Annotated in this window: 8 protein-coding genes and 1 riboswitch; of the genes, 6 read left to right on the forward strand and 2 right to left on the reverse strand. The window is 63.0% G+C overall.

The annotated features are described in order from the left end of the window. Positions 1–2: 2 nt before the first annotated feature. Both cobO and cobU read right to left on the reverse strand, forming a co-directional pair. Positions 3–626: a cob(I)yrinic acid a,c-diamide adenosyltransferase gene (cobO, locus tag VN623_RS10370; protein ID WP_325570776.1), complete on the reverse strand. Its 624-nt coding sequence runs from the start codon at positions 624–626 to the stop codon at positions 3–5. Between the two features lie 3 nt (positions 627–629). Further along, complete coding sequence (cobU, locus tag VN623_RS10375) at positions 630–1,154, reverse strand: bifunctional adenosylcobinamide kinase/adenosylcobinamide-phosphate guanylyltransferase (protein ID WP_325570778.1); 525 nt, start codon at positions 1,152–1,154, stop codon at positions 630–632. Positions 1,155–1,201: 47 nt separating this feature from the next. Continuing rightward, positions 1,202–1,384: riboswitch (cobalamin riboswitch) on the forward strand. Between the two features lie 176 nt (positions 1,385–1,560). On the opposite strand from cobU, the gene cobW reads away from it, so the two are divergent. The 6 genes from cobW to VN623_RS10405 form a co-directional block, all read left to right on the forward strand. Beyond that, complete coding sequence (gene cobW / locus VN623_RS10380; RefSeq protein ID WP_325570780.1) at positions 1,561–2,595, forward strand: cobalamin biosynthesis protein CobW; 1,035 nt, start codon at positions 1,561–1,563, stop codon at positions 2,593–2,595. A gap of 1 nt (position 2,596) precedes the next feature. After that, positions 2,597–5,890, forward strand: coding sequence for a cobaltochelatase subunit CobN (gene cobN / locus VN623_RS10385; RefSeq protein WP_325570782.1), 3,294 nt, complete (start codon positions 2,597–2,599; stop codon positions 5,888–5,890). 49 nt (positions 5,891–5,939) lie between these two features. Further along, positions 5,940–7,166, forward strand: a complete 1,227-nt coding sequence (gene cobG, locus VN623_RS10390) for a precorrin-3B synthase (RefSeq protein WP_325570784.1) — start codon at positions 5,940–5,942, stop codon at positions 7,164–7,166. After that, on the forward strand, positions 7,163–7,792 hold the full coding sequence (locus VN623_RS10395; protein ID WP_325570786.1) for a precorrin-8X methylmutase: 630 nt from the start codon (positions 7,163–7,165) through the stop codon (positions 7,790–7,792). The genes cobG and VN623_RS10395 overlap by 4 nt, the downstream gene beginning before the upstream one ends. Beyond that, on the forward strand, positions 7,789–8,532 hold the full coding sequence (locus VN623_RS10400; RefSeq protein ID WP_325570788.1) for a precorrin-2 C(20)-methyltransferase: 744 nt from the start codon (positions 7,789–7,791) through the stop codon (positions 8,530–8,532). Before VN623_RS10395 ends, VN623_RS10400 begins: the two co-directional genes overlap by 4 nt. Continuing rightward, the coding region (locus tag VN623_RS10405; protein WP_325570790.1) for a precorrin-3B C(17)-methyltransferase at positions 8,529–9,056 on the forward strand (528 nt) is incomplete at its 3' end. The genes VN623_RS10400 and VN623_RS10405, both read left to right, overlap by 4 nt.

Raw genomic sequence — 9,056 nt, forward strand, 5'->3', positions numbered from 1 at the left:
CTCTAAAATTCGATGCCTTCTTGTGCCTTGATGCCTGCCGCGAAATGATGCTTGACGGCGCCCATTTCGGTGACGCCATCAGCGACAGCCATTAGCTCGGGCTTGGCGTTACGCCCTGTCACGACGACGTGCAGATCGGCGCGGCGGGTGCGCAACGTCTCGATCACGTCATCGAGCGGAAGATAATCGTAGCGCAGCGCGATGTTGAGTTCATCCAAGATCAGAAGCCGAATTGACGGATCGGCCATCAGCTCCTTAGCCTTTGCGAAGGCCCGCTCAGCGGCAGCGATGTCGCGCGCCTTGTCCTGCGTTTCCCACGTAAAACCTTCGCCCATCGTGTGCCACGAGACTTGGTCGCCGAAGCGAGCCAGCGCATCGCGTTCCCCCGTATGCCAGGCGCCCTTGATGAACTGCACGACGCCGACGCGCCAGCCGTGCCCGAGCGCGCGAAGCACGAGTCCGAACGCCGCCGTCGATTTGCCTTTGCCCGGGCCAGTATGAACGAGCAGCACGCCTTTCTCGATTGTTTTCGAGGCAACCTCGGCGTCCTGCACAGCCTTGCGCTTCGCCATCTTGGCCTTGTGGCGCTCGGTGTCTTGCGTGTCCGGGTTAGGGCTATCGCTCATGTTTCAACCCTTCAAGGTTATCGCCAACCCGGCGGCGACGAATAGAACGCGCTCGGCGGCGGCGGCGATGCGTTGATTTAATCGTCCGGCCTCGTCGCGAAAGGCACGAGCCAACGCATTGTCCGGGACAATGCCGAGACCGACTTCATTCGAGACCATGATACAGGGCGCGGCTCGCTTGGATAGTGCCGCGATCAGGGCCTCGGTTTCGTTCGGGATGTTTCGCCCGGCGAGCATCATGTTCGAGAGCCAGAGCGTCAGGCAATCGACGAGGCAGGGCTGGGATCGGGTGTCATTGGCGAGCGTCGCGGCGAGGTCCAATGGCGTCTCGTAGGCGATCCAGCCTTCTCCCCGCCGTTTCTTATGAACGCTGATCCGCTCGCGCATTTCGTCGTCGAAGGCTTCCGCCGTCGCGATATAAGCCCAAGGCGCCGGTACGGACGTCAAAAGCCGTTCTGCGCAGGCGCTTTTACCTGACCGCGCACCTCCCAGGATGAGCGTCAGCGGCGGCAAGATGAATTCGGACATGGCGGGCTTTGCGGCAAGCTTGGCGATTGACGAAGCATAGGCGCTCACTTATCGATTGCGATGACGGTCCCTCGCAAGAGGGTTCAAAGGGAATGCGGTGAAGACGCCGCAGCTGCCCCCGCAACTGTAAGCGGCGAGCAAATGGCAAAAGGACCACTGGGTTACCCCGGGAAGGTTGCCAGATGCTGAGACCCGCGAGCCAGGAGACCTGCCGTCAAACGATAACTCCAACCACGCCGGCGGGGCGAGGAAAGGCTTATGACGCAAAACTCAATCGTTAACGCACCCTCTGGCGCGTTCCCCTCAGTACGAACATGATCCTCATCCGGGTCTCGATCCGGTGGCGCGTTGGCGCGCGTTTTTTTACCGGTTAAGTCCTCGAACGCACAAATTGGAGCCTGCGGGAATGACAACGCGTAAAGTGCCCATCACGATCGTCACCGGATTTCTCGGCGCCGGAAAAACGACGCTGGTCCGTCACACGATCGAGAACGCGGAGGGCCGCCGCCTGGCGCTTATCGTCAACGAGTTCGGCGACGTTGGCGTCGACGGCACGATCCTGCGCTCGTGCGGCATCGAAAGCTGCCCTGAAGAAAATATCATCGAACTGACGAACGGGTGCCTCTGCTGCACCGTCGCCGAGGATTTCGTGCCGACGCTTGAAGCGCTGCTGTCGCTAAATCCGCCGCCTGATCACATCATCGTCGAAACATCGGGCCTCGCACTCCCAAAACCGCTCGTCAAGGCCTTCGAGTGGCCGGATATCCGCAATCGCGTCACCGTCGACGGCGTCGTTACCGTAGTGGATGGGCCGGCCGTCAAGGCGGGGCGGTTTGCCGACGACCCGGCAAAAATCGCAGCGCAGCGCGCCGCCGATCCCTCCGTCGATCACGAAAACCCCCTTGATGAGGTTTATTCCGATCAGCTGCTTTGCGCCGATCTCGTCGTGCTCAACAAGACAGACCTGATGACGGAGGAAGAAACGGCCCTGCTTTCGGACGAGATCAGGCGACGCGTACCGCGTACAATCAAGGTCGTCGCGACGCGCGAAGGCCAGGTACCCGCGAGCGTCCTTCTCGGGCTCTCGGCGGCCGCCGAAGACGATCTCGCGGCACGGCCGTCACATCACGATAATCTGACCGAACATGATCACGATGACTTCGAGACGTTCATTGTCGATATCCCGGAACTCGCTTCCGCTAACGATCTCGCCTCGCGGGCCAAGGATGTTGCAAGCGCCCACGACGTCCTCCGCGTCAAAGGCTTTGCTGCCGTCGATGGCAAGCCGATGCGGCTGTTGCTGCAAGGCGTCGGCGAACGCGTCGATACAAGGTACGAACGTGCCTGGAAATCGGGTGAATCGCGGATCGGCCGCCTCGTCGTGATAGGCCAGAAGGGCCTCGACCGTGACGCCATCACACGAATGCTGACGGGCGCCTAAAATGCATATCGTTGTCCGCGAGACCCGTGATCTTGATGAGGCCGCAGCAGGCCCGCAGGATCTCGGGTTGCCGCCAGCGGACATCATTGTCCTCTCCTACTCCGATTCCGATCTGGCGATGGCTGTGGCCGCGTTCCGGTCATTGCCTCGGGACAATCGGCCGAGCCTCAGCGTCGCGAATCTCAGCAAGCTGCGTCATCCGATGTCAGTCGATGTTTTCGCCGAGGCGACGCTCAAAGGTTCGAAAGCCGTCCTCGTGCGCTTGCTCGGCGGTCTCGATTATTGGCGATACGGCGGCGAACAGCTGAGCCGGCACTGCCGCGAACTTGGCATCGCGCTAGCCATCGTACCCGGAGACGGACGGCCCGACATGCGCCTTGCCGCGCTGTCGACGGTCAGTGGCGACGATCTCGCGCGTCTCGAAACTTTGTTGGACACCGGCGGCGTCGAGAATACGCGGCTGGCCCTCGGTGCGCTGTTGGAACGGGCAGCGGGAAGCCATGGTCCGATACCCGATGCGAGGACCATTCCGGGTTTCGGCATCTATCGTGAAAGCGCGGAACAGCGGGGGGGGCTCGGATCGGCGGCGCTCGTATTTTATCGGCCGCATTTGCTGGCGGGTGATGTTGCACCGATTGATGCCTTGATTGACGCGCTCGACAAGCGCGGCCTCGCCACGACCGCCGTTTATGTACCGAGCCTCAAGGCGCCGGAGGCGGCCGAATGGCTTCGCGGCGAGCTGACACGCATTTCGCCAAGCGTCGTTCTCAATGTAACCGCCTTTGCGGCGCGCGACGGCGCAAACGGCTCGCCGCTCGACGTTTGTGATTGTCCGGTTCTGCAAGTCGCACTCGCCAACGCATCGCGCGCCGCCTGGGATCAGTCGCAACGCGGCCTCAGCGCCTCAGACCTTGCCATGCACGTCGTGCTGCCGGAGCTTGACGGACGGCTCTTCGCAGGCGTCGTTTCGTTCAAGGAGCAGGATGACCTCGGGAGCGATCTCGGCTTATCGCTTTTGAAGAACGCGCCCTATGAGGGCGGAGTTTCGCACGTTGCGGATCTCGCCGAAGCGTGGGCGCATCTGAAAGCAACGGCACGCTCAGAGCGCCGCGTCGGCCTGACGTTGTCGACGTATCCCGGACGTCCGGACCAGATCGCACACGCGGTCGGTCTCGATGCTCTCGAAAGTGCTTTGCGGATCGCCGGCAGCCTTGAGCGCGAAGGTTACGCCGTTTCCGGAGTGCCGAAGACAACAAACGATCTCGTCACTCGGCTTACGAGCGCGTCGCAATTTCAGTGGCCGGTTGCCGATTATGACCGGGCATTCGCCGAACTCCCGCCAGCCTTCAAGGACAGCGTAACGGCCGCCTGGGGTCAGCCCGACGACGATGGGTTTTGCATCGACGGCATGTTCGTATTTCGCGCGGTGCCTTTCGGCAATCTCATCGTCGGCCTACAGCCGGAGCGCGGACAGGCGCACGACCGCAAGGCGCAGTATCACGATCCGGCGACACCTCCGCGTCATAGCTACGTCGCGTTCTATCTCTGGCTGCGCCACGTCGCGAATATCGATGCGCTGATCCATCTCGGCGCTCACGGCACACTCGAATGGCTGCCAGGGAAGGCCGTTGCCGGTAGCGAAAGCTGCGCGCCGCGTGCCGTGCTGGGTAGCCTGCCGTTGATCTATCCGTTCATCGTCAACGATCCGGGCGAAGCTGCGCAGGCGAAACGCCGCGTTGCCGCGGTGACGCTCGGGCATCGCCCACCGCCAATGATCGAAGCCGGGCTTTCCGGCCCAATGGGCGACGTCGAGAGGCTCGTGGATGAGTTCTCATCCGCTGACGGGCTAGACCCGCGGCGACGCAAGGTCCTTTCCGAGCAGATCGTCGATGCCGCGGTGCGCGCCGGTATCGCCGAGCGTTGCGGCCTAGAAGCCGGAATGGCTGCGACCGACGCGCTGATGCGCATCGATGCATTTCTTTGCGACGTGAAAGAACTCGCCATCCGCGACGGGCTGCATGTGCTCGATGAAACGGAACTTAGCGCAATCGTCCGCGCCCTCGACGGACGCTTCATCGAACCCGGACCCGCCGGGGCGCCGAGCCGCGGCCGAGCCGACGTTCTGCCAACCGGGCGGAACCTTTTCGGTGTCGATCCGCGCAGCGTTCCGACACCAACAGCGTGGGCCAACGGCAAGCGGGCGGCGAAAGCCATCCTTGATCGCTACGTCTCCGATCACGGCCAATGGCCACGCGCCATCGTGCTCGACCTTTGGGGAAGCGCGACGCTGCGCACGGGCGGCGAGGAGTTTGCGACGGCCTTCGCCCTGCTCGGCGTCAGACCCGTCTGGGATCGGCAATCCTATCGCGTCACGGGTATCGAGACGGAAGCGATCGCAGAACTCGGACGCCCGCGCGTCGACGTCACGCTTCGGATATCGGGACTGTTTCGCGACATGTTCGGCGCGCAGATGACGCTGTTCGACAGTGCCGTCAATCTCGTCGCGCATTTGCAGGAAGACGCGGGCGACAATCCATTGCGCGAGATTGCACAACCCGAGGCCCGCATAGATCGCATTTTCGGCCCAGCCGAGAGCGCTTTCGGCGCTGGCGTGATGGGGCTGATCGACAGCGGCGACTGGACAGCACAAAAAGATTTGGGCCGGTCGTATCTCAAGAGTTCAGATCAGGCCTACAGAGGCGAGGCGCCTTCGACGGCAGCGGGCGACGCGTTTGAACGTCGCGTCCAAGCGGCAGACGCGTTCGTCCATATTCAAGATCACTGCGAGATCGATTTGCTGACGGGTGGCGATTTCGCCGCGCATGAAGGTGGGTTTGCGGCCGCTGCCGCCGCAACAGGAAATGTCAGCGTCGCGCTTTATCATGGCGATACCGGCGTACCCGAAGCGCCGCGCGTACGCACGCTGCAGGAGGAATGTGCTCGGGTCGTTCACGGGCGCGCCGCGAATTCGCGCTGGATCGAAGGGCAGATGCGACACGGCTTCAGGGGCGCCGCCGAGATGGCGCAGAGCGTCGACGCGGCGTTCGCGTTTGCGGCGACGGCGCGGGCCGTCGACAGCGGCGGTTTTGAGCGGCTTTATCAGGCTTATCTCGGGGATCCGGTCGTCGCGGCGTTTCTCGCGCGGGAAAATCCTGAGTCGATCGACGCGATGCGCAAGCGGTTCGAGGAGGCGGTCGCGCGCGGCCTCTGGCAACCGCGGCGAAACGATATGTTAGCGCCGGCGTCACTTGGTTCAGCGGTTAAGCGGCCTTCGTCTCGCGAGGCCGCCGAATGACCACAACCACTCATTTGCGCAAAGGCTGGTGCCCGGAGCGCTGCGGCCTATGCAGTCGGGAGATGGCCTGCTGCTCCGCGTTCGGCCGAAGGCTGGTTCGTTTTCGATCGCAGAGCTTGGAGCGATCGCCGATGCAGCTGCGCGCTTCGGTTCGGGCGAGATCGATCTGACAAATCGCGGCAATCTGCAACTGCGCGGCGTTTCGGAAGAAACGTATTCAGACGCGCTGGCAGCACTCGGAGCGGCCGGACTGATTGACGCCGAGGCGGGCGCGGAAGCGGTTCGCAACATCGTCGTCGATCCGTTGAGCGGACTTGATCCGGCGCGCGCCGATATTCGCAAGTACGCCGTGGCGCTTGAGCAAGTGCTCGTTCAGGATCGGCGCTTCTGGTCGCTTCCGGGTAAATTCGGTTTCAGCTTTTCTGGCTCGTCTCAACCGCGCGTCGGTGGTCGGACCGCCGACATCATGATCGCGGTTCCCCGACGCAGCGAATTTGCAATTTTTCTCGACGGCGATATGGCAGCCGCCGCGCTGGTTTCAGCAGACGAGATCGTCGATGCGGCGATGCGTTTGGCCGCAGTCTTCTTACGGTTGCGGCGCGATGATCAGAGCGTCGCGCGGATGAAGGACGCCGTCGCGCAGCACGGCAGCGCGATGATTTTCTCCGCAGCAAGTCTACAGCGAGCGCCGGTTGCCGCTGCCGAAGCTGATCCCGTTGCAATTTCTCCTGCCGGACCGCTCGAGCATTCGGGCCGCATATTCGCGGCAGGTATTGGTCTGCCGTTCGGACGTATCATCGCCCGCGAGTTCGAGGCCTTGTGCCGGGTCGCGTCGCGCCTCGGTATCGAGGTGGTCAATACCAGCCCCGAGCGCGTGCTTGTCTTTCCGGTCGGCGACCCCGAAGCAGTGATGGCATTATTGGCCGAGGCCGCAAAGTTGCACCTCATCATTGAAGCGCGCGATCCGCGCCTCGCGATGGATGTCTGTCCTGGCGCGCCGGCGTGCCGGAATGCCAGCACGGAAACGCGACGCGATGCGCAGCACCTTGTCGATGCCCTACAGGAAAGTCTCGATGCATTTCCATCTCTCCATATCTCCGGCTGCGAGAAGGGATGCGCGCGGCGAGGCACCGCCGCCTTGACGCTCGTTGGCCACAACGGCCGTTACGATATCGTTCGCAATGGCGATCCGAGCGGTCCGGTTACCGTGGCGGATATTGCGCTGCACGAAATTGCCGGCGCGATCAAAAGCCTACTTAGGCAGCCGTCCCCATGACCACGCAAGATTATATCCGCGACGGCGCGGCCATTTACGCTCATTCGTTCTCGATCATCCGCGCCGAAGCCGATCTCGCCCGATTCACGAAAGAGGAAGAGCGCGTCGCAGTGCGGATCATTCATGCGTGCGGCATGGTCGATGTGGCTCGCCATATCGTCATGTCACCGACGTTCGCCAACGACGCGGCGGCGGCACTCCGGCGTGGCGCGGCTATTCTTTGCGACTCGATGATGGTAGCGCACGGCATAACCCGCGCCCGGCTTCCCGCAGAGAATGAAGTCATTTGCACGCTGCGTGATCCTCGCGTTCCGGAGCTTGCGAAAGACATCGGCAACACGCGGACGGCTGCGGCGATGCAGCTTTGGCTGCCGCATCTCGCGGGCGCGCTCGTCGTCGTCGGCAACGCGCCAACGGCACTTTTTAGGCTCATCGAATTGATCGATAACGGCGCGCCCACGCCGGCAGCCGTGATCGCCATGCCCGTTGGATTCGTCGGCGCGGCGGAATCCAAGGAAGCCATCGCCGCCGACGGCCGCGTGCCGTTTGCGATCGTCAAGGGCCGTCTCGGCGGCAGCGCGATGGCCGCCGCCGCAGTCAACGCGCTCGCAAGCGAGGCCGAATGACGCCCGAAAACTCCGGCACACTTTATGGCGTCGGTCTAGGTCCGGGCGATCCCGAACTGATGACCCTCAAAGCCGTGCGCATCCTGCGAGAGGCGCCAGTAATCGCGCATTTCCGCAAGAAGGGCCGGGCGGGGCACGCTCGAACGATTGCACAAGCGCACATCTGCGCCGCAGCGGTCGAGACGCCATTCGACTATCCGTTGACGACGGAAAGCAACTTTCGTGACGATCCGTACGTCGGGGCGATCCGCGATTTCTACACGGCCAGTGCCAAGACCATCATGCAGCATCTCGCCGAAGGCCGCGACGTGGCGTTGCTCTGCGAGGGTGACCCCTTCTTCTACGGATCGTTCCTGCACATGTACGACCGCATCCGGTCAATGCATCCCGTCACGGTCGTTCCGGGCATCACGGGAATGTCGGGTTGCTGGACCGCCGCTGCGGCGCCGATCACCTACGGCGACGATGTGCTGGCGGTGCTGCCCGGCACGCTCGATCGCGCGGCGCTCGCCACACATCTCAAATCCGCTGACGCAGCAGTCATCATGAAGATCGGCAAAAATCTCGACAAGATCAAACAGGCTCTCGCCGATGCGGGCCGCTTTGCCGACGCGATCTACGTCGAGCGCGGCACGATGCAGGGCGAACGCGTTATGCCCCTCGCGGCACTGGAGGACGGCGCAGCGCCGTACTTCTCCATCATTCTGCTCCCCGGCGGGCGCGGGCGGCGGATCAGATGAGCGGGCAATTGACCATCATCGGCCTTGGGCCAGGCCCCGGCGGCTGGGTTACTCCGGCGGCGAGCGAAGCCATCGCGAACGCCAATATCGTGCTCGGCTATACGCAGTACGTGAACCGGCTGACGCCGCGTGCGGAGCAGGTTTTCGAAGCGTCCGACAATCGTGAAGAGCTGGCGCGCGCCGAACGGGCTCTGGCGCTGGCGGCCGAGGGGCACCACGTTGCCGTCGTTTCCGGCGGCGATCCGGGTGTCTTCGCGATGGCGGCGGCTGTGTTCGAGGCGGTCGAGCAAAACCCGGCATCGGCTGAGGGAATTGATATTCGCGTCGAGCCCGGCATCACGGCGATGCTCGCCGCCGCCGCGCGCATCGGTGCGCCACTGGGACACGACTTCTGCGCCATCTCGCTTTCCGATAATTTGAAACCTTGGGCAACGATCGAGAAACGTTTGCGTCTCGCAGCGGAGGCGGACTTCGTCATTGCTCTCTACAACCCGGCTTCAAAAGCGCGCCCCGATCAGATCGGC

The organism is Hyphomicrobium sp. (genome assembly GCF_035572195.1).
Classification (GTDB): domain Bacteria; phylum Pseudomonadota; class Alphaproteobacteria; order Rhizobiales; family Hyphomicrobiaceae; genus Hyphomicrobium_B.